The 25,535-nt window shown below is 65.0% G+C and carries 21 protein-coding genes; 4 read left to right on the top strand and 17 right to left on the bottom strand.

Annotation, left to right across the window (positions count from 1 at the left end; translation table 11 throughout):
• The first annotated feature begins 292 nt into the window (after positions 1-292).
• Both ASG74_RS14420 and ASG74_RS14415 read left to right on the top strand, forming a co-directional pair.
• Positions 293-4,051, top strand: a complete 3,759-nt coding sequence (locus tag ASG74_RS14420; protein WP_162252809.1) for a DNA polymerase — start codon at positions 293-295, stop codon at positions 4,049-4,051.
• A gap of 61 nt (positions 4,052-4,112) precedes the next feature.
• Positions 4,113-5,342, top strand: coding sequence for a PGN_0703 family putative restriction endonuclease (locus tag ASG74_RS14415; RefSeq protein ID WP_056145087.1), 1,230 nt, complete (start codon positions 4,113-4,115; stop codon positions 5,340-5,342).
• Here ASG74_RS14415 and ASG74_RS17265 read toward each other — a convergent pair.
• The 4 genes from ASG74_RS17265 to ASG74_RS14395 all read right to left on the bottom strand — a co-directional run bounded on the left by ASG74_RS17265 (position 5,331) and on the right by ASG74_RS14395 (position 10,107).
• Positions 5,331-6,524 carry a hypothetical protein gene (locus ASG74_RS17265; protein WP_156465422.1) on the bottom strand — a complete coding sequence of 398 codons (1,194 nt, stop codon included), beginning with the start codon at positions 6,522-6,524 and terminating at the stop codon, positions 5,331-5,333. The two genes, ASG74_RS14415 and ASG74_RS17265, sit on opposite strands and share 12 nt — an antisense overlap.
• A gap of 258 nt (positions 6,525-6,782) precedes the next feature.
• Positions 6,783-8,429, bottom strand: coding sequence for a hypothetical protein (locus ASG74_RS17260; protein WP_156465421.1), 1,647 nt, complete (start codon positions 8,427-8,429; stop codon positions 6,783-6,785).
• Positions 8,430-8,821: 392 nt separating this feature from the next.
• Entirely contained in the window at positions 8,822-9,352 is a 531-nt protein-coding gene (locus ASG74_RS17255; RefSeq protein WP_156465420.1) for a hypothetical protein, read from the bottom strand.
• Positions 9,353-9,513: 161 nt separating this feature from the next.
• A complete protein-coding gene (locus tag ASG74_RS14395) occupies positions 9,514-10,107 on the bottom strand; it encodes a recombinase family protein (protein WP_056145076.1) in 594 nt (197 codons plus the stop codon).
• A gap of 154 nt (positions 10,108-10,261) precedes the next feature.
• On the opposite strand from ASG74_RS14395, the gene ASG74_RS14390 reads away from it, so the two are divergent.
• On the top strand, positions 10,262-10,540 hold the full coding sequence (locus ASG74_RS14390; protein ID WP_056145073.1) for a hypothetical protein: 279 nt from the start codon (positions 10,262-10,264) through the stop codon (positions 10,538-10,540).
• A 334-nt stretch (positions 10,541-10,874) separates the two neighbouring features.
• Here ASG74_RS14390 and ASG74_RS17250 read toward each other — a convergent pair whose 3' ends face one another.
• The 8 genes from ASG74_RS17250 to ASG74_RS14345 all read right to left on the bottom strand — a co-directional run bounded on the left by ASG74_RS17250 (position 10,875) and on the right by ASG74_RS14345 (position 17,516).
• Positions 10,875-11,777 carry a hypothetical protein gene (locus tag ASG74_RS17250; RefSeq protein WP_156465419.1) on the bottom strand — a complete coding sequence of 301 codons (903 nt, stop codon included), beginning with the start codon at positions 11,775-11,777 and terminating at the stop codon, positions 10,875-10,877.
• 126 nt (positions 11,778-11,903) lie between these two features.
• A complete protein-coding gene (locus ASG74_RS14375; RefSeq protein ID WP_056145065.1) occupies positions 11,904-12,470 on the bottom strand; it encodes a hypothetical protein in 567 nt (188 codons plus the stop codon).
• 131 nt (positions 12,471-12,601) lie between these two features.
• Positions 12,602-12,841 (bottom strand): hypothetical protein, encoded by a 240-nt coding sequence (locus ASG74_RS14370; RefSeq protein ID WP_056145063.1) that lies wholly within the window; start codon positions 12,839-12,841, stop codon positions 12,602-12,604.
• A 69-nt stretch (positions 12,842-12,910) separates the two neighbouring features.
• On the bottom strand, positions 12,911-13,801 hold the full coding sequence (locus ASG74_RS14365; RefSeq protein WP_056145061.1) for a hypothetical protein: 891 nt from the start codon (positions 13,799-13,801) through the stop codon (positions 12,911-12,913).
• A gap of 193 nt (positions 13,802-13,994) precedes the next feature.
• Entirely contained in the window at positions 13,995-14,999 is a 1,005-nt protein-coding gene (locus ASG74_RS14360; RefSeq protein WP_056145058.1) for a DUF4192 domain-containing protein, read from the bottom strand.
• 500 nt (positions 15,000-15,499) lie between these two features.
• A complete protein-coding gene (locus ASG74_RS14355) occupies positions 15,500-15,874 on the bottom strand; it encodes a DUF6308 family protein (protein WP_056145056.1) in 375 nt (124 codons plus the stop codon).
• A 204-nt stretch (positions 15,875-16,078) separates the two neighbouring features.
• Complete coding sequence (locus ASG74_RS14350; RefSeq protein ID WP_156465418.1) at positions 16,079-16,519, bottom strand: hypothetical protein; 441 nt, start codon at positions 16,517-16,519, stop codon at positions 16,079-16,081.
• A 181-nt stretch (positions 16,520-16,700) separates the two neighbouring features.
• A complete protein-coding gene (locus tag ASG74_RS14345) occupies positions 16,701-17,516 on the bottom strand; it encodes a hypothetical protein (RefSeq protein WP_156465417.1) in 816 nt (271 codons plus the stop codon).
• Between the two features lie 369 nt (positions 17,517-17,885).
• Between ASG74_RS14345 and ASG74_RS14340 the strand changes: the two genes are divergently transcribed.
• Positions 17,886-18,320 (top strand): helix-turn-helix domain-containing protein, encoded by a 435-nt coding sequence (locus tag ASG74_RS14340; protein ID WP_056145041.1) that lies wholly within the window; start codon positions 17,886-17,888, stop codon positions 18,318-18,320.
• Positions 18,321-18,464: 144 nt separating this feature from the next.
• Here the strand turns inward: ASG74_RS14340 and ASG74_RS17770 are convergent, their stop codons facing one another.
• From ASG74_RS17770 to ASG74_RS14320, 5 genes are read right to left on the bottom strand one after another with little or no spacing between them, the layout of a single operon-like run.
• The gene (locus ASG74_RS17770) at positions 18,465-19,103 is read right to left on the bottom strand and encodes a type I restriction-modification enzyme R subunit C-terminal domain-containing protein (RefSeq protein ID WP_235499003.1); all 639 of its coding nucleotides are present in this window, start codon (positions 19,101-19,103) and stop codon (positions 18,465-18,467) included.
• Positions 18,985-21,816, bottom strand: coding sequence for a DEAD/DEAH box helicase family protein (locus ASG74_RS14335; RefSeq protein ID WP_235499001.1), 2,832 nt, complete (start codon positions 21,814-21,816; stop codon positions 18,985-18,987). The genes ASG74_RS17770 and ASG74_RS14335 overlap by 119 nt, the downstream gene beginning before the upstream one ends.
• A 9-nt stretch (positions 21,817-21,825) precedes the next feature.
• Positions 21,826-22,911, bottom strand: coding sequence for an endonuclease NucS domain-containing protein (locus tag ASG74_RS14330; RefSeq protein WP_056145038.1), 1,086 nt, complete (start codon positions 22,909-22,911; stop codon positions 21,826-21,828).
• 3 nt (positions 22,912-22,914) lie between these two features.
• Entirely contained in the window at positions 22,915-24,057 is a 1,143-nt protein-coding gene (locus ASG74_RS14325) for a restriction endonuclease subunit S (RefSeq protein WP_156465416.1), read from the bottom strand.
• On the bottom strand, positions 24,054-25,508 hold the full coding sequence (locus tag ASG74_RS14320) for a type I restriction-modification system subunit M (RefSeq protein ID WP_056145036.1): 1,455 nt from the start codon (positions 25,506-25,508) through the stop codon (positions 24,054-24,056). The genes ASG74_RS14325 and ASG74_RS14320 overlap by 4 nt, the downstream gene beginning before the upstream one ends.
• Between the last annotated feature and the right edge of the window lie 27 nt (positions 25,509-25,535).

Below are 25,535 nucleotides of genomic sequence, written 5' to 3'. Positions count from 1 at the left end.
CGCACTTCACTCGGCTCGCCCTGCGGTCGGTGCAATCGCGTCGATCGGCCAGTAGTCAGCGGACGGCTCTCGCGGAACTCGGCGAGGCAACCGCTCTACTTGCAGAGGCGACGCAGTCATCCTCGGACCCTTCTGAGGGAACCCAGGCGACATGCGATGGCACGCCCACCATCGACGCTGCGAACCGGTCTGTCGCGGTCAGCAGGTCCGTGCGATGACCGCAAGCGAACGGCGCCCCGCAGGGGCGCCATCCGAGTCATCCGCCAAGACAACTGAAGAGAGCATACCGAAGGTGGCTGACAGCGATGTCGCCCGTGAGGCAGTGAGCGGCGCCGACGTTCGCCGACTGCCCCCTCCGCTTCTCGCGCATCACCGGGAGCTGCTGGAGAGGTCCGGCATCCATCGAGAGTTCGCAGCAGAACGAGGCGTTCGGTCGGTGACGTCGCCGGAGGACCTGCCGTACGAGCTCAGTGTCCATGCCGGCGCTGGGATCGTTCCGGGGCTGCTGTTTGAGTGGCGGGGCCCTCGAGAACCTGTCCACTACCAGGTCCGCCCGGACGTGCCGGTCGCTGATGCTGAAGGGCGGCCGCGGAAGTACTTGCAGGCGGCTGGTGTGCATCTCCTGAACGTCATGGGTGACCCGCATGCCGCAAGCGAAGTCTGGATTGTTGAGGGCACCAAGCAGGCTCTGTCTGCCGGCGCCCATGCGGGGCCAGGGGTGCTGGTCGTCGGGATTCCCGGCTGCTGGAACGGCATGGCTGAAGGACGGCTGTTGCCCGAGCTGGTGGGGCTGATCGAGGACAGGCCTGTCGTTGTCGTCTTCGACGCCGACCTGGCAACCAATCCGAGTGTTTGGAAGGCAGGGCAGGCTCTTCAAGAGGCCCTCGAGCTGGAGGGTGCCACCTCCGTGAATTTTGCTCGAGTGCCTGGCGATGGAAAGGCCGGTCTAGACGACCTCCTGGGAGATCGCCCGCCACAAGGGCGCGCAAAGCTCCTTCGCCGACTGGCGCACCGGGCGACGAAACTCCCCAAGGCGCCGCCAGCCGGAGCCAGCATCCCTGGCAGCGACGACATCGCCCGACCGCCCATCGACGTTACGCAGGACCGGCTGTTTCTGCTCGAGAGGACAGTCGATTCGATGATTAGCAGGTGGGATGGCTGGCGACTGTTCAACCATGGCGACGTCATCAGTGAGCTCGACAGCAACGGCAAGACCCTTGCCGTGGACCGTGGACACCTCCTCGGTCTTCTTGCTGAGACCGCACGCTTCTTCCGACCCACCCGCAGTGGTCCGGCCGCCGCTTGGCCGGACGCCAATGTCCTCGCGGCTGTCACCGCACGGGCTGGGCAGTTCACCCCCCTGGATCGGGTCAGCCGCGTGCCGTTCGTCAGGCATGACGGCACCATCTGCCAGGCGCCGGGATACGACGAGCCGAGCCGCACCTTTCTGCTCAAGGGTGACGGCTTGGCTGACGTCACCGTGCCCGCTCACCCGTCCCACGCGGAAGTCTGTGATGCGCTGACGCTACTTCAGGTCGAGTGGCTCGGAGACATGCCGCTGGCTGAAGCAGCGGACAGAGCCAACGTCCTCGCTCTGGTGCTGACGCCGATCATCCGCGGTCTCGTTCCGCTCGCCCCCTTGGCTGTCGTCGATGGCCTGCAGATGGGGGTCGGGAAGAACCTTTTGGCCGACTGCGTCGCCATACTCATCATGGGCGAAAACGCCCATCCGCTGCCATACCCAAGCGACGACGACGAGCTGCGAAAGGTCATCACCTCGACGTTCGGGACCGGGGCCGAACTGTTTGTCTTCGACGAGGCGCACTCGATCGGGGGCAGGTCGTTGGCGCGGGCGCTGACCGCCACGACGTACACCGACCGCATCTTGGGTGTGTCTCAGATGGCGAACTACCCCAACACCGTGACATGGGTCGCTCTGGGCAACCAGGTGCAGGTTCATGGCGACCTTGCTCGCCGGGTGTACCGGATCTCACTGCGACCAACTGACCCGGACCCTGATCGTCGTCACGCGTCTCAGTTCCGTCACCCTGACCTGCGCGCGTGGACCCGAGCCAACCGGGGCGAGCTCGTCGGGGCCACATTGACACTCGTCCGGGCTTGGTTCGCAGCGGGCCAGCCAACAGCGCCCAACGGAGTCAGCTTTGGGAGTTTCGAGGCGTGGGACCGGATCATCGGCGGGATCCTGCATGTCGCAGGTGTAGAAGGCTTCTTGGGCAACACCCGTGAGTGGCGAGCCGAGGCGGACTTCGAGTCCGGGTATTGGGAGGAGCACCTGCATGACGTGTGGTGCGCCTTCGGGGAGGAAACCTTCACCGTCGCCGAAGTGGTAGAGAACATGAAGTCGGGCCTCATCGAGCAGATGCCTCCGCACATGGCGGACTGCACTGGTCGAGGGTTCCCCCGAGAACTCGGCCAGACGTACGCCAGGGTGAAGGACCGCTGGTATGGCAACCTGCGCCTACGCCGCCACGGCACTCCCGGCAAGGGTGGAGCCCAGGGCAAGGTCAACCGATGGAAGTTGGATCAACGGCGAGATCCAGCACCGGCCACGGGAGACGCATCCGCAGCCCCGGCTGCAGCCGGTGGCGCCGCCCCTCCTAGCCCGGCTCACCAGCACGTTAATCTCGACGTGGAGGGATCAGGGGGATCGGAGGGATCGGAGCCATCCTTACTTCCGGACGAAAGCGGGGGTCTGATCCGACGTGGAGGTTCGCCGAGCGGCGCGGCGCAACTAGGGGGCACGGGCACCACACGACACCTTCCCTCCGATCCCTCCGATCCCCTCCGCGAGATTGACCTGGACTCGACCGAAGATGCCCGGACCCGCGCAGCGGGGGTTCCCCGGGTGATGCGGGCGATGTCACTGCACGGGATCCGCCTGGATCTGCCCTTGGTGCTGCGCCGCCTCGAAGACTCAGCCCGGCGTCGTACGAACCTGCGGCAACGACTGACTCACGATTTCGGCTTCCCAGCCCACACCGCGAGTGGCCACATCGCAAGCCACCCGTGGTCGTCCACCGAAGGGAGGCGGCACCTCCAAGGACTAGTGGCCGACACGGGATGGCCGTCAGGAGTCGATGGCCACCCGGCTATCGACCGGGCAAGCCTGGACGCAGTCACGTCGCGAAGCGAAAGTGAGGACGCCAAGGACCTTGCCGCAATCATCACCGAACTGCAGACACCGAGCACCTTCCTCCAAGACGTCGCAGTGCACGCTCAGACTCAACGAGTCCACCCCACCTACCGCGCGGACACAGTGACGGGAAGATGGACGTCCACGCGCCCGAACGTGTTTGCTGCGGGCCGGCGGACTGCAGCGCTGCTCGCCGACCGGGACGTCCTCTTGGCCGAGTCCGACCACGTGATGATCGGGGTGGATCTCGCTGGGATCGACGCGCGATGCGTAGCGGGCTTGTCCGGAGACCGTGCTTACGCAGATCTGGTTACCGGCATCGACCCGCACGGCGCGATGGCCCAGGCGTTCTTTGGCACAACGGACCAACGCTCCGCCGCCAAGGCGATCACCCACGGGATCAACTACGGGCGGGGCGCCCAGTCAATCGCCGAACAGACAGGAAAGTCCCTGGCGGAGATCGAGGCCCTGCTCCGCGGGTACCGCGTGGCCTACCCCGACTTGGCGCAATGGCAGGGGAACCTACGGACCGCTGCAGTGGGCGGCCGGTTAGCCACGGGAACAGGCCGATATGTCGTTGTCGATCCTGCTGCCGCGTACACCACGGCTCCGGCACGGGTGGCTCAGGCGGCCGCCCTCGACGTGGCTGTCACTGGTCTCTTGCGACTCGAGCAAGCCGGCCTCCTCCAAAACCTGCGACTCTTTCTTCATGACGAGGTGGTCTTGTCCGTGCCGCGTGTGGAGGCTCCAGACCTGCTAGCCCAAGTCGCTGCACTGATGTCCTTCCGATGGCGTTCTCCCTCCGGGCTCGTCATTCCGATCACGGCCGAACCCCACGAGCACGCGGGGAGGCGCTGGTCGGAGCTCTACACCGTTGCCGGCGACTCGGACAGTTGATGATCCGGCCGGTGCGACCCGTAACTGCCGTGGAGTCACAAGGTGGGCATACGGTGCGGTCATGAACCGAAGCACGTCCTTTCGAGACGACCAGCGGGCGGCGGCGGCCCGGTGGAAGGCCGGTACCTTGGCTCTTCCCGAGCCGGCGCGGGCGTCAGCGCCGTACGTCGGCAAAGAGAACAGGGTCGGGACGGTCGCCTACGACTTCTGCCTACCGCGGGAGTATGCCTCGCTGAATCTCCTGTCCGAAGCGCGTGCAACGGCGCTCAGTCTCTTCGCCGAGTTGGGTATCCCTTGGCACGCCGGCGTCGGTACCGGGTCCTCGAACCATCTGCTGTCTTCACAGGTGCAGTGCGCCAACGCCCTGGCGCCGATGGTGAACGACCCCGACCGGATCGTCCGAGCTTTCGGTGACGTCCTGGACATCCACCACGTCCTCGAAATCGAGCCGGGCCGGTTCCTGACATTCGAGTACATCGGGCCGACCGATTACTTCAACGAGTCGCCCGGCCGCGAGCGGATCCGCGGGGCGCGCTGCACGAGTGTCGATGCCGCCTTCCGTTACCGCACTGGCAACGGCGAGGTTGAGCTTGCCCTAGTGGAGTGGAAGTACGTTGAGGAGTACCGCACCGCGCGCCGGCCCGACCCGGCCAAGGACGCGACACGCCGCCGGCGGTACTTCACCACGTGGAGCGATCCAGCCGGCCCCGTTCGCGAGGACGTCCTGTCGTTCGAGGACATCTTGGACGGGCCGTTCTACCAGCTGGTGCGGCAACAGCTGCTGGCCCACCAGCTGGAGAAGAACCGGGTGCTCGACGCCGACGTAGTTCGCGTCGTCCACGTTCACCCAGCGGCGAACGACGCCTACCAGCAGTCGCTGGTGCGGGACTCGCACCGGGCACTGGGCGAGACGGTCGACCAAGTTTGGCAGCAACTCCTGCGAAGCCCGGACCGGTTCCTTGTCATGGACTCTGACGCACTCCTTGACCCGACGGTGACCAGCCCGGAGTACGTCAACCGGTACGCCAGCGATGTCGCCTTCAACACTGAGAACCTATACGCCCTCACAGAAGCGGACAGCTCGGACTCCCTTACATTCCAGCTCTTCGAGTACGACGACGGAACCGCGGTCGTAGATCAGGTCGGCGTCACCCTGTGGATGGGTTCAAAGTACGAGTACCTCGGCTACCCGCTCAGACTCAGCGAGCTGCGTGACCTCGCCGAGCGGATGGAGGCTGAAGTGGAGCGGCGACAGCAGGGCGTCAACGCCGACCGAGCGCTAGACGGGTAGTTGCCGCAGCGGGGACCGGACGGCCTTAGGAGCGTCATCGGTCCAGTTGGTGACCTCTTGGACGTGCCAGCGCAGGTCGGGAGCCAAGGCGCTCAGCTGGGCCTTGGCGTGTCGGCTCCAGGACGGGTCCCCGCCCTTCTTGCCACCGACGCAGTACGAGATCTCGAACGGGATCGACTTTCTTGCGTCGAGCCGGGTGGTGAGCCGCTCGCGGTTGGCCTCAGCCCAGATCAAGTAGTCCAACCCCTGCAGGACGAGCATGTCGTCAGCTCCGAGCTTGGTCTCCACGAGAAGCAGAGTGCCGGCGGCGTCCAAGCCAGCCAAGTCGACGAAACCGCGCCCACGCGGCGTCGTCTGTCCCGTCCCCAGCGATCCGCCGGGCCGCCAGGCAGGCAACTCGCGCAGCACTGGCTGCTCCAACCCGAGAGCCTCAGGGTGGCGCCGCAGCACCGATTGAAGCCAGTGCTCGTCGGCCTTGTGCGCGACCCCCTTCAATCTCTCTGCGCAGCCCTGCAGCACCCGGTCTCGAACGGTTTGCTCTGCGGCTCCTGACAGTGAACCGGATATGTCGAGGGTCATCGCCGGAGGGTTCCCTGACGCAGTGCTCCAGTCGATTCCGGCAACAACCCGGAGACCGTCCTTGGTGCGGGCCACGCGCAGCACACGCTGGCCTCGGCATTGCCACGCTCGCACGTCGCGTCGATGGGAGGGCTCGAGATTCTGTTGGTCGCCCGCCCAGCGCATCAAGTCCTCGACCCAGGCTGTCCGATCACCCAAGTGCAGATGTGGGTCCTCGCCACCTTCAACCACGGCCATCGAGGCCTTTCGCGTCGGCCGGTCCTCCTCTGAGACTCCTCCGCCGTGATGCGACCAGACTCGCAGGGGCAGCGCCTCGTACAGCCAAGCCCAACGGTGCAACGTCGGCTCGTGCCACCCGCGCGGCAGCACCAGTGCCAGGTCACGCTTACCGCGCTCCGCCAGCCCAATAGCGAGTGCTTTGTCGACGTCGCCTCGTTCCTGCGCACCAACGACCAAGGTGAGGGTGCCCACGTCTTGGTACCAGACGAAGCGGCTGCTTCGACCCTTCGCGGACAGCCGTGTAGACGGCTCCGCACCCGCCTTCTCAGCCAGCAGGTCAGCGGATCCTTGGGCAAACAACTCCCGGTCTTCCTTGGCCGTCATGCTGCACTTCGCCCACTCGTCATGGTCTGAAGGTAGCGAGTTCGAGCGCGTTCAGTCGGCCATCCGCGAAGGCCATCACCGTCGACGGGCGCGCGCGCTTAGCCATGGGCCTTGGAGCTGCAGACACGCAAAAGCGGTCAGTGTCCCCACGCGCCAAGGCGCTGCTGCTTGTCTTATCCGATACGTGGTGTGCCGACCGCCGCCACCTGAGGTCAACCGCGTTCCTCGCGCTCATGCCGACCAGCGTGCGGGTCAGCATTAGCCGGAGGCCACCGCCTCGGCCGCCAACATGCCTCTCCATGCAGCGAGAACTGAACCGGAGAGGGCCGCAAGGCGGTTCGCATCGTCGCTGAGGAGCCATCGGCAGATGAATCTGCGCGTCAGGGGCCGATCAGTCCGAAACCGATCGTCGAGTTCGCCGAGCTCACTCATTGCTGTAGTGAGGCGGCTCTGGGACTCAGCGGAGTCGTGCGTGAAGAAGTTGCGCAGTTCCCGCATCACCCGCATTGCCGACAGGTCTACCTCCGGGATCGAATCCAGTTCGGCTTGAGCATCGCTCTCCAGCCAGCCGTCCGTGCTCCGAAGTCCTTCGGTGGTGCCGAGGAGCCGATCCAGGTACATGTCCGTCAGCACGGCGTCTAGGTCGGGCGGCGTGGCTTCGAGCAATAATCGTTGTGCTGGCTTCAATCCGGGCGCAGCGAGTCTGCGCGTGATGGCTCCCGGATCGCTCTTGACGATTGCTCGGAACCATACGCGTCGGCGCGCTTCGAAGACTCCCATATGGTCTTTCACGAATGTGACTAGGGCCGCGGCACGGTCCCTCGCAGGGAGGCCTGACAACTGATCTAGGGCTGAGCGATGGGCATTGCTTGCATCGTGGAGCGCGGTGCGGGCAGCAGACGCAGCGGTGCTTGTAGCGCTCGGTCGCGCAGACTGCACCGACCAACCCGTTAGGGCCGTTCGCTTTGCGTTAGTCCAAGACTGGTAAAAGTTCCGAACGGCCGCTCCGGACGGACGCTGCCGGCCAAGTCGGTCTTCATTGCTCACCCAGGCTTCGAAAGAGTCGAACGACTCAGGACTCTCCGTCGCAGCACAGTGATGCAAGAAGTCTGTCATCGCGCTCTGATAGTCAGACTCCTCGAAGACGATGAGCCCTCGAGATCTCCCTAGCCCCGATGCGGTGATGCCGATGGACGCAAGCGCGTCCTTCCAATAGCCACTGCCCAGCCGCTTCATAACCGTCTGAGACGTGGGCGGCCACACCAGCGACCCGTGGCCGCCGGTGAGTCCCAAGTGAATCAGCGCCACGCTTCGCTGCTCGTCGTACCTCTTCTTCGAGATCGTCAGGTCCGGAGCGGCGATAAGTTGGCGCCGTGCCGCGGCGACCGAGACAAGCACCTCTTTGGATCGCTCAGGACCGATCCCAAGCCTTGCCAGTGCTTGAGCCACCTCTGTCATCTCGTCCAAGCTGAGTTCAGCGAGTGCGACCGGCAGATCGCCCCGTAGCGCGTTAGCGCTCGCGAGGATGTACCAAACCCCGGCTTCGACGACGGACTGTCCGAAGTGGTACTCCTCCCGGTTCACATCAAAGAGCACCCCGGAGCGCCTGATTGCCTCGCGGACTATGTCCGCTGATGTTTCAGGTGTGAGGAGTGCGAACTTGCTCTCAACCTCTGTACGCGTGGCGCCCGAATTGGCGAGTGAGCGCAGGCTCGTATCGTGCTCATCAAGGAAAGCCTGTACACCTTCGAAGCGTTCGCTTGCCCGGCGCTCGGATCGCACCGCCCTCGCCTGCACAGCGTCCATGGCACCGCGCGCCTTGAGGATTTGATCGATCCGTTGGCGGGTCACTCCGTAGCGCTCTGCCAGGTCAGTGCCTGGGACGCCCTGCTCGTATAGGTTCACGATTTCAGAGTCCCGCTCCGCCGTTGCTCGACGCGCCACTGTTCACCCCCGTTGAGTTGGTCGCCCGCAGGCTAGATCGCCATGACATCGAGGACCGCAGTTCGCTCGGATCACAACGCTCTTACGCCTTGGATGCTAGCGATCCAGGCAGTCTTCGTGGTGGGCTGAGGCAAACAGGCATGCGATTTTCGCACCTTACCCCTCGGCGGTCTGGCAGATGTCCGCGACCGCCGCCGGTCGGTAGCGTCGTGCGCGGCGGCTGATCAATTGGCAGGGAGACTTCACAGAATCCGCAGAACGATCAGTAGGTCCAGAGAGGAACCTAGGAGGCGCGCCACCCAGTAGGAGACTCACCCGGCCATGCCGCAGGGCGTGTGGCAAGCCGAAGACGTCTAGACCGGTGGCAGCGGTTGTTCTTGTGGGAATTTGACGCCTGACTCCACAGCAGCGCGAAGCCGGCGCAACGTCTGGCTGACGTGTCTTTCAAGTAACGGGCGTACCTGTCGCGCCGTCCCGAGCTCGACGCGCATGGCGAGTCGAAGTGTGATTGTTGTTCCACCTTGGCCAGTCGGCGTCAGGGTAGTCTTCTCCAGCAGTTCGGTGGGGCCGGTCAGCCAGCGGGACAGCAAGAACTCCCGCGGTTCGAGAGCCACTGTTTCGATGATCCCTACTGACAGTCGGCCGTCATCCTCTGTCACCACACAGATCTGCTCGCCTGGCTGAGCTGTTGGAGTGTGGGGGACACGGAAGGCCTTCACGACCTGGTCGCCGAGAAGGAGTGCCGACTCCGGTGCAACTACGAAATCCCAGACAACTTGCGTCTCGGCAGCGATTTTGAGTGAGGAGTGGACGATGGCCGACTCAAGGCCCTCTTCTCGCTCGTCCCAACGTTCCCCAAGACGCTGCATGAAGTTGGTCGCCACGAAGGGACCGTACAACCCCCCAAGGAGCGTCGTCTGGTGATCGAGCCAAACAATCGCCCAGGCTGCGATGAGTGAATGCGTGACGTTACAGACCTGCGAGGCGGCAGAAACACGAAAGGGACCCTGGCCCCCACGCGCCGTGGCGCGTGGGGGCATCTTGGCTATTCGGCCGCAGAGGGGGTCGAGAGTGCGTCATAGAGGGTCTGCCTCGCAATGCCCAGGCGGCGAGCAACCACGGTCTTTGGCACTCCGGAACTGACCTCCGCCTTCGCTGCCACCACCTGCTCGGGGGAAAGGCGCCGGGCTCGCCCGCGGTAGACCCCGCGGTCCTTGGCTGCCTCGATGCCCTCGCGTTGGCGATCCCGGATAAGGGCGCGTTCAAGTTGGGCGAAGGCGCCCATGACCTGCAACTGGAAGACCGCCAGTGGATCTGCCTGAGCTGCTGGCTGGAAGGTGAGCCCTTCCTTGAGGAAGCGGACGGTCACGCCTTGGCGTGTGAGCCGCGTGACGAGCTGGTCGAGGTCCACGACGGATCGAGCGAGGCGGTCCATGGAGGCGACGACGATGACGTCTTGGTCGCGCACGTGAATGAGCATGGCCGCCAGGGCGGGGCGGTCGGTGCTGCTACCCGATGAGTGGTCGGTGAACCAGCGATCGGGCTCGGCTCCTGTGGCCGAACGGATGGCAAGGATCTGGCGTTCGGGGTTCTGGTCGGCGCTGGAGACGCGGACATAGCCGATGACCTGTCCGGGCATGTCAAGACCTCCTTGCAGATGTGTCCAACAACAACGGGTTGGGCCCCAGACGGACGGTCTGGGGCCCAAGGGTGGGGTGTCTGGTTGGGGTCTACCTCAGGCAGACACAGGATTGTGATGCCCAACGTTTGGCAGGACGTGGCATTCTGAGCGCGTGGTGGGCATCGACGAAGTGTGGGCGCGGATTGGGCGCCACGCCGGACAGCCGTTCACCACGATCACCGAGCTCGAGTTCACCTACCGGGCGCCCGGGGCGTACTTGCGGGTCACTCGCGACGGGCGTGAGGTCAACCGCTCGCTCTCTTGCACGAACTTCGCCCGAGCCCTGGCCTCCATGCCGGCGGAACGTCCGAGTGACATCAAGGATCGACAGGGTTCGGCCTACACTTGGGCGATTTTGATGGACGGCCGAATCCGCGGGGGAGACTGGTAGGGCCTGCGCGCAAGCCTCGGTGGGGTTCCTGGGCTTGGACTGTCCGGCGCATACGTCGCTGCGGGCCCCTGAGTTGGGCAGTCGGAGGCTGCGTACATGGGGGTTGTCGCCCACCTGCCCTGTTGCGACGTCCCGAAGACGAGTTCCTCACTTCTCCGGGCCAGGTGGTGGCAGGTGCCTCAGCGCCGCTTCTTGCTTGGCGAGTTGTAGCAGGCGAGGCGAGACGCGGGAGCTCGTTTCAATGTGTGAAGCGGCTGCCGCTGCGGGCCTCCCGCCGGGGCTCGTGAGCGCTGTTGTCCTGCATGCGGGAGAGGGAAGACCGTTTCGGCACCTCTCAAGGCAGTCGAAGGTTCGATCCGATGGCGCCGTTGATCTGCTTGAACAGCACGCCGGTCTCCTCGCGCGCCACGAGGTACTTCGCGGTTGCGCTGGACGGGTCCCATTCGTACTCGTCGGCTGCTTGGGCTGCGAAGGACTCCAGTGTCTTGACGCGGGCAAGATACTGGGCCCGGTCGAGGCCGGGGGGGACGCCGGCGTTGGCCAGCCGCCTGTAACTGCCGCTGAGGAGCGTCAGAGCACCGGGGACTTGGATCCCGTCACCCAGACGCTCGTCCACCGTTGCGATGTCTTCGGTGATGTCGGCAGCCTTGGCCAGTGCCCACTCCTCGTCGAAGTCGCTCACGACAATTGACGGAGACGGTGCGATCGCTCTCTTGGTGGGGACGGCTTGTTTGGTCGGGGCGGGTGCCTTTTTCGCGGGGGTGGGTGCCTTTTTGGCGGGGGTGGGCGCCGGTGTGGTCGGGGCGGGTACCTTCTTGGCGGGGGTGGGTGCCGCCTTTTTCGGCGATGTCGTGATCTTTCCCAGGCTCGCTTGGTTTGCCGGCTTCTCCTTCGTCGCGGCGGCGGATGTTGTGATTGCGGCGGAGGGCACGACGTGGCTACCGGGGACAAGGCCGGAGGCCCAAGCGGTGCTGACTGCAACGGCGGTGACCGTGGCCGCTGTCACGCCGATGAGCCATCCCTTGTACCGGTTCGGCTCCGACCTAGAGGTGCTCGTCGCGGCGAGTGGCGCTTCGAAGTTGGTGCCACGTGCCGTGGAAGGTGCGTGCTCGTCGATGTTGCGGTATTCGTCGGTCCACCCGTCGGCGTCCATGTAGCGGAGCTGGCCGTTGCCCGCGTAGTACCAGCCCGGCTTCCTGGCCATTTCCACTTGCCGCTTCCCCTCGTCGTCCCTCATGTCAGCGTAGGTTCCCGTCCCTTGAGCCGTGCGCCTTTCGAGGAATGTGCGGATCCCCACTGGGATTGAGCGGCTGACGGTGAGCTACTACTTCCCTTGGACGCGTCAGCTACGACGAGCCTCGTCTTAAGTTGTTTTGATGGTGGTGTCCGCGAGGTGCTTGATGTAGATGGTCTTGGCCCCCGGGTCGTGGCGGACGTATGCGACTTGAAGGGGTGGTTGGACCTTCATGACTGCCGTTTCTGTCGCGGCGTGCCGGCGGGAGCGGACGTGCGAGAAGTGCACGAGGTAGGGGTGGTGCACGCGGCTGGTTCTCAGCTTGATGACATCGCCGGTCAGGTGGGTTTCTCCATAGCCCAATCCCAGTTCAATGACGATGGGTGCAGCGATCTCGCCGCGAGTGAACTGGTCGATGGAACTGATTGCGGCAAGCTGTGTCGGGGCAAGGATGACGATGTCGAAGTTCCCCCGTCGCCCGGCCTTGTCTGGGCGGGGGACTGTCTCCGGCCACTCCTTGTGGACGAGGCCGGTCCGGTACCCCGTGGTACCCAAGGGGTATCGGCGCGACAGGTGCGGATGGCCGGTGAGGATGCGGTAGAACTCGGCATGCAGCGAGTGTTCGACGCGGTGGGCGTAGGGGTGCTCGATGTACTGCCGGACGAGCTCCTCGATTGCGTCCTCGACGAAAGGCACGATGCGTCTTACCCACTGGTCCCCTGGGGGCGGGGGTGGGATCGGCGCGGAAGTTCCTGACGGTGTCGAAGGTGTGGCGGTCATGCCCCATGGTGACCGGGAACATCCGGCCGCCAAGGGGAATCGGGGGATCAGCCGTAGTCTGGCTCGTCGTAGAGGAAGTCGCGTTGGCCGTAGACGGGAGCGCGATGCGATCCCCCGAGGACGTCAACGACGCCTTCGACGGCCTTCGTGCAGACGACAACGATGGCGGCGAGTTCACGCACGGCCCGGAGGCCGGCGGTGCCGGCCTCGGGTGAGTGCTCCCTGAGCTTGGTGTAGGCAACTACGACGAACGCCGCGGCCGCAGCGACGCTAAAGATGATCAACACGGGCGGTCCCTTCTGTAGGGCAAGGGCTGGCGGGGCCGGGTGTGCCCCGCCAGCAGGGGGTGGGTGGGGTCAGTGCCGGATGTGGTGCCGGCGTGCGCGGGCCTGCTCCTGCTGTTGTGCACGGCGCTCAGCGCGGTTGCGTGGCTCGAGGTCGATGGGCTGCTCACCGTCGTCGCCGGTCGGTCCTAGGCCGTTGGAGTCAGCGGTTGCGTCAGGCACGTTGAACACGGGCTCTTGGGGCGGCCCGTCGTGAGCCGGAACCGCCGCCGTGACGGGATCGGATGTGGACCGTCGGAAGGTGCTTGGCATCGCCGGAGCGAGGATGAGCGGAAGCGCCAAGACCTCGAGCGCAACGCGCAGCCATGTGGTCGGCACCAGTAGGCCCAGGGCACGGTGGGCGACGACGCTGTGGCTGACAGGCCGGACTGCTCCGGAGAGACCACTCAGTGCCTGCATGAGCTGTCGGACCGCCGGGTGTGACGTCACTGCGTGTACAGCGGAAGCGACCATGGAAACCGCGTTGGCGAGGGCCGCGGACAGACGGATCCCCATGGTGCCTCTGCGGGAGAGGAGGCGGTGCGTGCGCGTCCACGCGTTACGGCCCAAGGTGGCGATGACCGCGCCGATGGCTCGGCCCCAACGTGCCGCGGTGCGCCGCACCGGCGGGGTGCTCAGGACGGCGGCGGCAAGCGGGATGACCCCGACGGACCGCAGGAACCGTGAGGCGTCTTGCAGACGGCTGGCGGCCCAGCTGAGAATCCGGTGCTCGGAGACCTCGTCGAACAGGGTGCGTGCGTGACGCAGCACCCAGCCGGCGGCCCCGCGGGGGAGGGCCAGAAGAGCGTCGAGGGCTTGGCGGGCCCGCCGACGGAGTCCGAGCAGCAGGCCGAGCTGGGCCTTCTGCTCGCTGGGTGCCGGGACCGCGTACAGCGGTGTCCGGTCGTAGGTTGCTGCGCTCATGGTGCTGTTCTCCTTCGTGGGGTGATGGGTGAGGTGAGCTGTCTTGCTTGCGAAGGACCCGAAGGACCGGCTGCGTCGTGTCCCAAGTGCGGTTGTCGTGAGGACATTCGAGAAGGTCCTTCGGGTCCTTCGGGCATGCGAAAGGCCCGCCGAGGTCGGCGGGCCTACAGGGGTGGGAAGCGTGGAGTTTGAGCTAGCGGCGCGGTGGGATGGCCAGGTCGAGCATCTTCTCGAGCAGGAGCGCGAGCCGGTAGTCCGGCTGGCAGCGCAGTGCCCGGTCGACCGCGACTCGAGAGAGGGCCCCGTCTCCGCGCCACCACGCCCAGGTGGCGAGCACGGTGAGTGGCGGGGCCGCGTGGCTGTCCGGGGTCATCGCGCACAGCCGCACCAACCGGTCCTGCAGGCGGCTCTGCGTGCGGACCAGGTCCCATCCGGTGTCGTTCGCCCACGCCGGACTCGGGAGGGAGCGGATCGCGCCACCCATGGTCCCCGGCACATCGTCGGGGTCGATGGTCCCCGGAGTGAGCCGGGCGACAAGGAGGTCCCGAACGGTGACGTCGTGCACAGCGAGCACAGCCCGCGCCGCAATCTTCGACGCCACCTGCCCAGCGCCGTCCCGGACGTCCAGGACAACGGGCCATGCCGAGCAGAAAAGCTCGAGGAGGTCTTCGTCGTCCCTGCGGGCGGTGTACCGGGCGATGTGCCGGGCCACTTTCGCGGCATCACCGGTGGGTTCCAGGACCGCGGCCAAAGCCTCGCGTGAGGCAAGAGGGGCGACGCCAGCGGCCACCAGTTCGGCGATCGCGGCCGAGGTCGATCCGGCGGTTGTTGACGCCTCCCCAGTGTCAAGAGACTGCCATCCTTCGCTGGTCACGAGAATGCGGTCGTGCACCCGCACCCCCACCTCGCTGCAGGCCTTAGCCGCGAGATTGATCGCCGTGGCCGCAGCTCGCGCGACCTCGTAGCCCACGATGATGACGCCTTCGGGATCAGCCTTGGCCATCCCAGCCAGCAGGTCGCAAAGTGCGGGGTGGATTTCCCGCGTGGGGGGAAGCGGCTGGTGCGCGGTGAGGCAGATACGCCCCTCGCGCAGACAGACCAGGACGAGGGCGTTGCTTGGGTGGTACCCGAGAAGGTGGGGCAGGAGCGCGACGAGGTCTGCTGTGTTGCGCATCCTGATCGTAGGGGCTGTGGACATGGTGGTGCCTCGCTTTCCGTGGCGGTCGCTCGGAGTGGGTCCGGGCATGAGAAAAGGCCCGCCACGTGTGTGGCGAGCCTGGGTGAGGTGGGTTTCTCCAGTCCAAAGTGGACGTGGTTACCCCTACCTCACGAAAGCCATTCTACCAGCCAATTGCGTTGTCACACAGGTGAACTGACGCCAGCATGGCTTATCGACCCTCACCCCAGCATTGCGTACCGTTGGGTGCATGTTGATCAGGATGAAGAGGTATCCCGGACGCGCTGAGCGACTTGCCCGCCTGGAGGAGTTGGAGCGAAAAGTCGATGCCGGGATTGCTCGGTTCGAGGAGAGCGTGGAACGCGTCAACATCGCTCTGCAGGCCTCGGAGAAGGCCCTGCAACGTTTCGATGACGCGTGGGCGCTCTGGCAGGTCCGTGAGCAACAGAGAGCCTGCGCCATCAGCGGATCGAGCCGTGACGACCTGGAGGCCCCAATAGGAGGCCTCGGATCCGGGCTCCCTAGTGACCCAGGTCCTTCCCATCTCGCCACGCGATCACGTAGAACACCCGCAAAGCGCTCACGGATGCGGGAAGATCCGCCTCATCCCGCAGGGCCAGGAGGCGATGATGCAAAGCTTGGCCGCCTGCTTGCAACGCCGCCCGAATGTTGGCGAGCATGGTCACCGGCATCGTGATGAAGCCGCCGATATTGGTGAGCAAGCCCTGATTGCCCGCTACCAAGAAGTGGTTGCGTACTAAGACCTTCACCGCCTCATCTTTCGAACGGCCCCTTAGCGCATCGCGGTCCCACTGTTCGGCGCTACTGAACGGGCCGAAGCCGTCCACGCCCAGCCGCAGGAGTTGCTCGGCTGACTGCTGTCCGACCTTGGTCACTGCGGTAGCAGGCTTCCTGTTTTCGTCAGGCGTGACCTACATAGTCGTGTCTTAAGCACCCCGAGTTCGCGGTCTCATCACAGAGGGTTGCCAGCGATAACCTTGTCCGTGCCACGTGTGGCCCGCGCAGTACCTTGGCGTCGCCCTGATTGCGTCCGCCCGGTTGTGTCACCGGAGATGGCATGCCTCAGCAGACGGTGAGCTTCAACCCTGAGGGAGCGGCGCGCAGTCGGCGGTTACCACCACGACGTCCCGGATGTCGGTGCGGTTGCCCTCGGCAGGGCTGACCGACTCCATGGCGCAGTCTGCTACCGACTTCGGCAATGTGTTTTTGTCGACGAGCACAACGTCCACGTGCTGGAAGCCAGCCGTCGCGAGCTTGTCCTGGTAGTCCCCGACCGACTCGGAGAACGACGACGCCGGCACATTCACTCCGTACTTGTATGACGCGTATGTCGTTGGCCATGCCCACGCGGCTACCCCAACACCGACCGCGGCCACAATTGTCACCAGCGCGAGCTGGGCACCAGATCTTTCGGCCCGCGACCGGGTCGTCCACATGTACACGCAGGCCAAGACCGCGACTGGCGGCAAGACGAATACGATGATGGCCAAGACGATCGTTGCGGCGATCACATAGCCCACCAGAGCCATGCAGCTTGACGCATCGCGGCTGCTGACCCCAGTCGACACCGACACTGGTCCTATTCCGGTTCCAATACGAATGCCCATTCGCAGTCACTTCCTTCCGTAGGGCCCGCTAGCTCGTCCGTTCTGACTCTGTGCGCTGGCGCAAGCCCTTCCACAGCAGGCGCTAGGTGCCGGGTCAACACCACCGTGTGGGGCACATTCCACCGGGCACGTTGCCCAAACCGCCAGCTCCGGGGCCGCGCGAACCGTCACGCTCACGCTCGTCTCCGTACGAATAGTCGTCGGCCGTGCCCCGACGCCTGTCAGGACCGAGTTCCCACCGCCGAATATCCGCATCGGCCTTCGCTTGTGCTTTCGCGTCCGCGGCCTTCTCCGCCTTCACTGCCCGCGCGCATCGACCGACTAGGCCAGTGCCAGCCGTGGACGCCTTGGTTGCGGCCGAGACGATCTTGATCCACCACGCAAAGTCCGCTGGGTCGAGTGCCACTTTTTGCGCCGCGACGACTTCTTGATCCGCTTTCGCATTGAGGTTTCGCGCGAACGGGTCCACGAGTGCAGCCCCGGCAGCAACCATCCGCTCATTCACTGACGCCTTCGATGTATCTGGCTTCCGATCCGCGGTGACCGGCAGCAGCACACCGCCGTCTCGGTCTGAGCCGGAGCGGATGACCGCGACTTGGGACCCCACAGGTGCAGCGGTGTGGAGGAAGTCAACGAAAGTGTCGAGCCCTTTGTCACCAAGGTCGGACGTGCAGTCGTCCCCGTACTGGTCAACTCTCTTGACGTACGAGACCTTGACCTCGGCGTCATACTTGCCGCCGTAGTCCACGCTGACCTTGTCCTCGAGGAAGCCGTCGTACCCCGTCACAGTGCCAATCCAGACTGGTGCGTCCCTCAAGGCCTCAATCTGCGCCTCACGTTGCTTCGCCCGCTGGTCGGCGACCTCCTGCGCGCTGGGGTCGCACCCGCCCAGAAGGAGCACTGCAGCCACGGCAAACGCTGGACCGGTGCCCGCAGGTCTGCGACCAGTCCTGGTTGCAGCCATGAATCACCCCCAAGTGCCGATTGTTCGGTGTCAGCGTGACCGTACTCACTTGCGGCCCCGAAGGGCGGGAACTCAGGAATATCCACGTCGCTCGTGGCCGCCCACCGTCGCGGGCTAACTGTTCCGTCAGTGTGCTGGGGCGGGAACAACACGACGCCGTGATCTACATCCGCTGATACTTGGAACGGGTGCTCATCTGGCCGCAGAGCGTGCCGCCTCGCAGGCGCGGTGAATGGCAGCCGCACTTCGTCCGTGGACTCCCGACCCACCCCGTTCATCCGCCGGATTGTCCGCCCCGCCAGTCACACTGGACGCGTGAACGTCGCCGCCATTCCCCGTGTCGATGGCCGGCACCGCAATAGAGCGCTTGCCGCTGCCCGACGGACCCGTGCCGTCGAGCTCCGCTGCCAGGGCTGGACGTACGAGGCGATCGCTGATGAACTTGGCTACGCCAGCCGCGCCACCGTCTACGCGATCGTCCGCAAGGCCCTTGCTGCTCAGGAGGCCGGTGAAGTCGAGAACCTGAGGGAGTTGGAGACCGAGCGTCTCGACGGGCTTCAGGTGAGCTTGTGGAGCCGTGCGATGGCTGGCGACGTGGCCGCAGTGGCCGAAGTTCGACGGATCATCGAGGCCAGAGTCCGACTATTCGGCCTGAGCGGCCGGGTGGTCGAACAGAAGCGGGTTTGCGCCACGGTCGTGTGTTCATGCTCGCCAGGGAGAGGACACCGTGTGGATAAGACAGCGACCTAGGAGTGCCCTGCGTACGTTGCATCCCATGTGTTGCCTGGAAGAACGTAGTGAGGGCCCCTCCTTCTCGCATCATGGATGGTTCCCCCGGTTGGTATGCATTGATGGGCTGGTGATTGGTAGCGAATCTACGGTCGGCGGCACTGTCTAGGCCGCACCGCTTGGTACTGCGTGGGAGTTGACGTGACGAAGGATGTCGACGATGACCTCGACATCGGCGTCGGGAAAGAAGTAGTCGGGGCCTGTGGGGGCGTGGTCGGTATACGGGGACTCAAAGAGCCGTGCCGGCTCCATGACGCCGTTCTTGGTGAGCTCGTCGACGATCAGGTTCACGAAGCGCACCTGGTCCGCGGAGAACTTGGTGCCATCGAGGTAGTTCTCAAAGGCCTCGATGGCGGCGTCGCGGTCGAGGCCGACGAGCTTGCGGACGAAGATGCCCAGACTGCCGCCCTGCTCGGTGGCCCAGGCGATGTCGACCGGTTGGCCGCCGGAGGCGGCGAGCATGTGCTCCAACTCGACGAGGTCGCTGGCTGTGAGCTGCTTGTTGCGCCGAAGACGCTGCAGGGCGAGGTTCTCAAGATGCTCACGCAGGTACGCCTCAGCCTTGGCGCGGAAGCGTTCGAAGTTCGTGCCGGGCGTCACGCCGGGCAGTACGACTTCGACCCCTTCACCGATGGTGTCCTCGAAGTCGGTGTAGACGGGGTTGCGAGTGGTCTTTTCGATGAACCGAACCAGACTGCGCAACTTCCGTCGAGCTTCCTCCAGCATTGGCAGGTTGACGTCCACCCACCACTGGTCGCCAGCGACGGACTCCAGGGAGCACGGCCTGCTGGGCCACCGACGGGATGGTTGTCTTGCCCAGGAGGGCGGCAGCGATGTGTTGCACGGTCTCACGTACGCGCTCGGCCAAGGCCATGTCACCGTCGAGTTGGGCGAGCTGGCGGCGCAGGATCAGTAGGTCGAAACGCTTGGCGTCCTCGTCGTCATCACGGACCGAAGACGGAAGTCCGGCCAGCCTGAACAGGGCCTCGGTGTCGGCCGGGCTCAGCTCCGTCCACGCCTCCGCGGAGCCGTACCTCTCGACTGCACGACGGTGCGGGCGTACGACGAAGTTGTCGAGATTCATCCCGGCGACGATCTCGTGGAGCGTCGACGCCGTCGACCGGTGCAGGTCGGGCTCGTCGTCACCCAAGGCCGTGATTAGGCCGACCCGAGCCTCGAACAGCCGCTCGGACAGCGACTTCTGGACCTGCCCCTGCGAGCCAGGCAGATCTTGACTGAAGAACTCGAGGTTGCCGCAGAAGTCGAAGACGAGGAAGTCCTTCTTGTCCTCACCGGGTTCGAACAGGTCGGGACACAGGCGGGTGCCGCGCCCGATCATCTGCCAGAACTTTGACTTCGAGCGCACCATCTTGAAGAACACCAGGTTCACGACCTCGGGTACGTCGATGCCAGTGTCGAGCATGTCGACGCTGATCGCGATGTGCGGCGCCTTGTCCTTCATCGAGAAGTCGTCGATGAGCGACTGGGCGTAGGGGGTGCCGTGGGTGATAACGCGGGCGAAGTGCCCGGCCAGCTCGGGGTAAGCGAGGTTGAAGCGTTTCTCGATGAACTCTGCGTGCTTCTGGCTCTTGGCGAAGACGATCGTCTTCCCGAGCCGATCACCACTGGCCACCTTGTAGCCCTGCACCATCAGCGTCTCAAGGACCTTGTCGACGGTGTCCTCGTTGAACAGGAACCGGTTGATCTCCTCGGTGCCCACCTCGTCGGGCGGTCCGTCCTCACCCCAGTCGAGGGCGTCCCACTGGTCCTTCTCCTCCTCGGTGAGGTCGTCGTACTTGATGCCGGAGCGCAGGAACTGGGTGCCGACACTGATGCCCTTCGGGGGCACGAGGTAGCCCGCATCGACAGCCTCGTCCAGCGGGTAGTTGTCCGTGGGCACGCCGTCCTCAAGGTGGAACAGACGGTAGGTGTTGTGGTCGACCTCGTCCTTCGGCGTCGCTGTCAGTCCGACGAGCAAGGAGTCGAAGTAGTCGAAGATCGCGCCGTACTTGGCGTACACGGATCGGTGAGCCTCATCGATCACGATGAGGTCGAAGTAGCCCGGACCGAACCGGCGCAGGCCGCCGTCGACCTCATTGATGAGATTCATCATGGTCGGGTACGTCGAGACGTAGACGCGGCCCTCGACGGCCTTCTCGGTCACGAGGTTGACCGTCGTAGAGCCAGGCAGATGCTGCTTGAAAGCGTTCGCCGCCTGGTTGACTAAGGCGGTGCGGTCAGCGAGGAACAGGACTCTCTTGGCCCAGTTCGCCTTCTGCAGCAGATCGACGAGCGCGATGGTAGTGCGGGTCTTGCCCGAGCCGGTTGCCATCACGAGGAGGGCCTCAGGCTGCTTGCGGTCGAACGCATCGCCCACTGCCTTGATGGCCCGCACCTGGTACGGACGGCCAGCGATGTCGGTGTTCGCCTGCGCGGACGACAACAGGAGCTTGGTCTGGCGGCGCTGGATGATTAGCTCGAGCTCGTCGCGGGTGTAGAAGCCCTGGATCTCGCGGGGCGGGTAACCGCCAGCGTCGTCCCAGACCCGGTGCTCGTAGCCGTTGGTGTAGAAGATCACGGGTCGTCGACCGTACTGCTTCTCCAGGCAGTCGGCGTACAGCTTGGCCTGCTGCTGACCCACCTCCGGCGACTTGGCGGTGCGCTTGGCTTCCACCACCGCCAGCGGCAGACCATCGGCGCCCCAGAGGACGTAGTCGACGAAGCCGGTCCCCTCGGCGTTGGGCATCCCCGTGACGGGGTACTCCCGGTCGCGCTCCTCATCCAGCGCCCAGCCGGCCTCGTGCAGGAGGACGTCGATGAACAGGTCACGGGCCGCAGCCTCGTCGTAGTCACGCGTATCCGGCGCGGCTGCTGCCTGGGCGGCTGCAATCTGAGTCTTCAGTTCGGCGATCTCCGCCTGGTGGGCGGCCAGACGCTCGTCCTTCTCTGCAAGCTCGCGGGCGTGGGCCTCGTCCTGCTCTTTGAACTTCGCAGCGAGGCGGGCGACCTCCTCGCGTGAGAGCGGTGCGGCTTTGGCCGCAAAGGCGGGGTCGAACTGGGCCTGCAGCGGCACCACTGTCGGCGCAGGGGAGTGGTGGTACGACGTCCACACGACGACGTTGAACAGCTCCCGCAGCACCGCCAGCGACACGTCCGGGCGGATCGTCCGGCTCTCGTGCACCGCGGTGTTGGCGATGCGACGGATCGCGGTCATCTTCTGCGTGATGCCCTGCGGCACCTCGGCCTTGAACGCAGCGTCGTTGATCTTCGCCGCGAGGTCGTCGCGGTACGGGATGGGCAGCGAGAGGACGTCGTACAGATAGCCGACGAGCTCCTCGACCACCCGGCGGCTGTAGAAGCAGGCCGATCGCGGGTCGGACGACAGGTACGACTCGGCCCGGGCGCAGTCGTCATGCAGTGACGGCAGCGTCTGGCGGACGAAGTCGAAGTTACCCATCGCGGTCGATCACTCGCCGTCCTTGTCGAGACCGAAGTGGTCGGCGAGACGCTCCAGCGTGAACTCCTGACGGAGCTTGCACGAGGTACTGGGGTTGGAGAACACGCCCGGCGCTGTGTAGGCCTCCGCCAAGGGGACGGCAGCCAGCCATCTGACCGGGAGCACCCATTCAGAGATGTCGTCTGTCTCCGTCTGCCCCGACCCGTCGTGTTGATAGTTGCCGCGCAGCTCCTGCTGAGCCAGGGGTAGCCAGGCGTCGCCTTGCTGGACGAGTGCGGCATCGAATCGCTTGGCCTCCGCGAGCGTGACCCCCACGCCCACATAGCCACTCCCCGGCACGTAGACGTTGACACGGCCGCCCACCGGGATGGTGCGCAGCGTCCCTGACGAGCGCGGCGATCCGCCGGCTGAGACGAATCCGAGCTCCAGAGCGTCTTCCCAGTCGCGGCCGTGGGTGCCGAAGTTCACGTACCAGTCCTGGCCGTTCCACTGGGCGCGCTTGCCCTTCTTGGAACCCGGCGCAGCAGGGGCGAGGTGATCGTCGACGAGCCAACTCCGCGCGAGGTAGCGCCGACCCTCGTCCTCCAGGTACGAGAAGAAGACCGCATTCACGGGCACGCCGAAGCCACGCAAGTACGTGACGATGCGCTCCGAACTGGCGTCCAGTTCGCTCGCGACGATCTCCAGGTGCAGCTCGCCGTTCAACTCGTCGGGCGGCGGACTACCGAAGACGCGCTCGAACGCGACCTCGAACTGCTCGTCGAGATGCCCACTGGCGATGTCGAGAACGTCATCCCGCGACAGGGTCGAGACCCATGAGCCATAGTCGAGTACCTGGGCGACGACCTCACGCGGAGTCTTGTCGCGCTTCAGCTCCAGCAGGTGCAGGTTGCCATCAGTGTCAATCGCCAGCAGGTCGAGGCGCTTGCCATACGGCGTCAGCACTTCGCTCCCGATGACCAAGAGCCGATCGCCGAGCAGCGACGGGTCCTGCGCGAGGAACTCGTGCAGATCCTTCTCGGCCGGCAGGACCGAGGTGGACAGCGGTCGCGGCCTGTCGTCGTCGATGCGCCACATTCTCATCTCAACAGGCATCAGTCATAGCTCCCCTCGGAAGGCACGCGACTGAAGTGAGGCGAAGAGGTGGTCGTCGGCAGTGGCAGCACGAGTCATGATTCCGCGGTTGGTCGCCACTTGCTCGGCCCGCTCCGCGAACTCGTGTTGAACCGAGAGTGGCGGAACAGGGATCGGCACCGACTTGATGATCCCCATGTTGAGTCCGTCCATGATCGAGCCCTTGGTCTGGCGGCGAAGGTGAGCCAGCGACTCCGGGTGCCAGAGGAACGCTGCGCGGAGGAACGTCGAATGGAGGCGGGAGGGATCCGGGGTGATCGCACAGATGTGGATGGCCGTCGGAATGTCGTCTGGGACCACGACACACCGCCCGGTCGTCCCCATGATGCTGATTAGGACGTCGCCTGGTTTCACCGTGTAGCGCTTCAATTGTTCGTACTTGGTCGCCGTGATGAAGCGGCGCTCGCTCCATCGGAACTCATTGCCTACTACGTTGTCGAGTCCAAGTACTGCGATTCCCTCATCGACGAACTCGCTGTGCAGAAGTTGGCTGCCAAAGGGGCCGGTACGGATTAGTGACGCCTCCGATTGGACCGTCGATGTCGCGGAACAGTCGGCGAACATCTCGTAGAAGATCGCCTGTGACATTGAGTCGAGGTGGGCGAGGACTTGGCGGCGCTTGGCGCGGAGGGCGTCGGCGTGGTCGAGGATCGCGGCGATGCGGCCCTGCTCGGGAAGGGGTGGGAGGGCCAACTTCAGTGCTGCTACATCGTCCCTTGTGACGCCCTTGATGGTTGCGCCCCGGAGGTTCCTCATCAACGCGGGCTTGCTGGTTCGCAGGAAGTGCACGAGGTAGCGGGTGTCGAGCTCTCCCGACGGCGTGATGGCTGTGATGTCCTGGTTGATCGCCATCGGCTCGGCTAGCACGCCCACCTTGCCGACGGACGTCCGGGTCAGCAATAGAACCGTGCCCTGCGGAACGACGTTAGTAGATGAGCCCTTGACCGCAGCGTCGGAGATAAACGAACGCGCAGCCACATCGCCGGCCTCGGAGATGTCGGCTCCGGTGATCCAAGGGATCGAGCCGTCCCAGTACTCCGCCTTCGAGCGTGACGGAGTGCCACCGTTGGTGAAAGCCACGACATCGCCAAGTGCAACCGTCTTCACAAGAGCATCGCCTTCAGCTCGGCGAGGCCTTTGGCGATCTCGTCTTCGAGGGTTTCGATGTCGGCGATGATCTCCAGCGGAGCGCGGTGCTCGATCTCGTCGTGGACGATCTCCTTGTAGCGGTTCAGAGAGAGGTCGTAGGCCTGGGCGACGATGTCGTCCTTGGGCACGAGGAAGGATTGCTCGGTGCGCGCGCGCCCCTTCTCGGAGCCGCGGTTCTGCCAGCGGGCGAGCGCGTCGGGGAGGTCGTTGGCGTCAACGGGGTTGCGCTTGTCGTCGAGGGAGAAGCCGTCGGCGCGGACGTCGTAGAACCAGACGTCGCCGGTGCCACCGGAGTTGGTCTTGGTGAAGAACAGGATGGCGGTGGAGACGCCGGCGTACGGGCGGAAGACACCGGAGGGCAGCTTCACGACGGCGTCGAGCTTCTGGTCCTCGACCAGGGCCTTGCGCAGGGCCTTGTGCGCGGTGCTCGACCCGAACAGGACACCGTCGGGCACGATGACAGCCGCCCGCCCACCGGGCTTCAGCAGTTTCAGGAAGAGCGCTAGGAACAGCAGTTCCGTCTTCTTGGTCTTGACGATGCGCTGCAGGTCCTTGCTGGTGGATTCGTAGTCGAGCGATCCCGCAAAGGGCGGGTTGGCGAGGATGAGCGTGTACTTGTCGGCGTCGCCTGCAGCGCCCTCGGAGAGGGAGTCGCGGTAGCGGATGTCGGGGGACTCGATGCCGTGCAGCAGCATGTTCATGCTGCCGATGCGCAGCATGGTGGAGTCGAAGTCGTAGCCGTGGAACATCGAGTTGTGGAAGTGCGTGCGCTGCGTGGTGCCCAGCAGCGCGTCGGCGTGGGTGTCGCGGACGTATTCGCTGGCGGCAACGAGGAAGCCGCCGGTGCCACAGGCCGGGTCGCAGATCTCGTCCGACGGTTGTGGCGCTGTCATCTTCACCATGAGGTCGATGATGTGGCGCGGCGTGCGGAACTGGCCGTTGACGCCGGCCGCTGCGATCTTGGATAGCAGGTACTCGTACAGGTCGCCGTTGGTGTCACGGTCCACCATTGGGATGTCGTCGAGCATGTCGACGACTTTGCTCAGGAGCGCCGGCGTTGGGATGGTGAAGCGGGCGTCCTTCATGTGTTCGCTGTAGGTGGTGCCGTCGCCCAGGCCCCGCAGGAACGGGAAGACCTCGTCGGCGATCGTCTTGTGCATCACGTCGGGGGACGCGTTCTTGAACTGGCTCCACCGCAGGTGCGCCTGACCGGGCGGGAACACCGGGTTCTCGACGGCCCCGCCGGTGACGCGGGCTTTCTTCTCGGCGAGTGTTTGGACGTCGTCGAGCCGGCGGATGAAGAGCAGGTAGGTGATCTGCTCGATCACCTCGAGCGGGTTGCTGATGCCCCCCGACCAGAAGGCGTCCCAGACTCGGTCGATCTTGCTCTTCAGGTCACCTGTGATCACGTCCCGGAGGCTACACAACACTTGCGA

Source organism: Knoellia sp. Soil729 (genome assembly GCF_001427985.1).
GTDB lineage: Bacteria > Actinomycetota > Actinomycetes > Actinomycetales > Dermatophilaceae > Knoellia.
Note: the sequence above shows the minus strand (reverse complement) of the source record. Positions and strands in the feature narration are given on the sequence as shown.

Excerpts from the sequence above, each read along its gene's own strand:
- ASG74_RS14365 (WP_056145061.1), bottom strand. The coding sequence starts at position 13,801 with ATGAGCGCAGCAACCTACGACCGGACACCGCTGTACGCGGTCCCGGCA.
- ASG74_RS14330 (WP_056145038.1), bottom strand. The coding sequence starts at position 22,911 with ATGCCTGTTGAGATGAGAATGTGGCGCATCGACGACGACAGGCCGCGA.
- ASG74_RS14415 (WP_056145087.1), top strand. The coding sequence starts at position 4,113 with ATGAACCGAAGCACGTCCTTTCGAGACGACCAGCGGGCGGCGGCGGCC.
- ASG74_RS17250 (WP_156465419.1), bottom strand. The coding sequence starts at position 11,777 with ATGAGGGACGACGAGGGGAAGCGGCAAGTGGAAATGGCCAGGAAGCCG.
- ASG74_RS17265 (WP_156465422.1), bottom strand. The coding sequence starts at position 6,524 with ATGACGGCCAAGGAAGACCGGGAGTTGTTTGCCCAAGGATCCGCTGAC.
- ASG74_RS14335 (WP_235499001.1), bottom strand. The coding sequence starts at position 21,816 with ATGGGTAACTTCGACTTCGTCCGCCAGACGCTGCCGTCACTGCATGAC.
- ASG74_RS14395 (WP_056145076.1), bottom strand. The coding sequence starts at position 10,107 with ATGCCCGGACAGGTCATCGGCTATGTCCGCGTCTCCAGCGCCGACCAG.
- ASG74_RS14360 (WP_056145058.1), bottom strand. The coding sequence starts at position 14,999 with ATGTCCACAGCCCCTACGATCAGGATGCGCAACACAGCAGACCTCGTC.